The sequence below is a fragment of the Amycolatopsis sp. SID8362 genome, from assembly GCF_010550475.1.
GTDB classification, from domain to species: domain Bacteria; phylum Actinomycetota; class Actinomycetes; order Mycobacteriales; family Pseudonocardiaceae; genus Amycolatopsis; species Amycolatopsis eburnea.
This window is the reverse complement of record NZ_JAAGNB010000171.1, coordinates 1-399: the sequence shown is the minus strand read 5'-3', so window position 1 is coordinate 399 and position 399 is coordinate 1. Positions and strand designations below refer to the sequence as shown.

The window sequence follows — 399 nt, the reverse complement described above, 5'->3', positions numbered from 1 at the left end:
CCGATCGGCGCCGCCGGTTGCCGTCGCTGCTGCCCGAGGACGAGGGCCTGCCCGACGGGCACCAGGCGACGGCGGCCGCCACCTGGTCGTTGTCGATCGAGCACGCGAACCGGTTGCAGCCGGCCGGGATCGCCGGGACGTTGCTGGCGGTGGCCGGCCTGCTCGCTCCCCACGGGATTCCGGCCGACGTCTTCACCGCCGCGCCGCTGCTCGCCCTGCTGACCGCCGACGCCTGCCGTCCGGTGGACGCCGACCAGGCCCGCGACGGCCTGGGCTGCCTGCACCGGCTCAGCCTGATCACGCTGGCGCATTCCGCGGGGCAGCGAACCGTCCAGGTGCACGCGCTGGTGCAGCGCGCGACCCGCGACAGCCTGCCCGCGGCCCGGCTGCCGGTGCTGG

1 pseudogene is annotated in these 399 nt (G+C 76.7%); it reads left to right on the top strand.

The annotated features are described in order from the left end of the window. Positions 1-399, top strand: a pseudogene (locus G3I65_RS05970) (hypothetical protein); the annotation flags it as partial.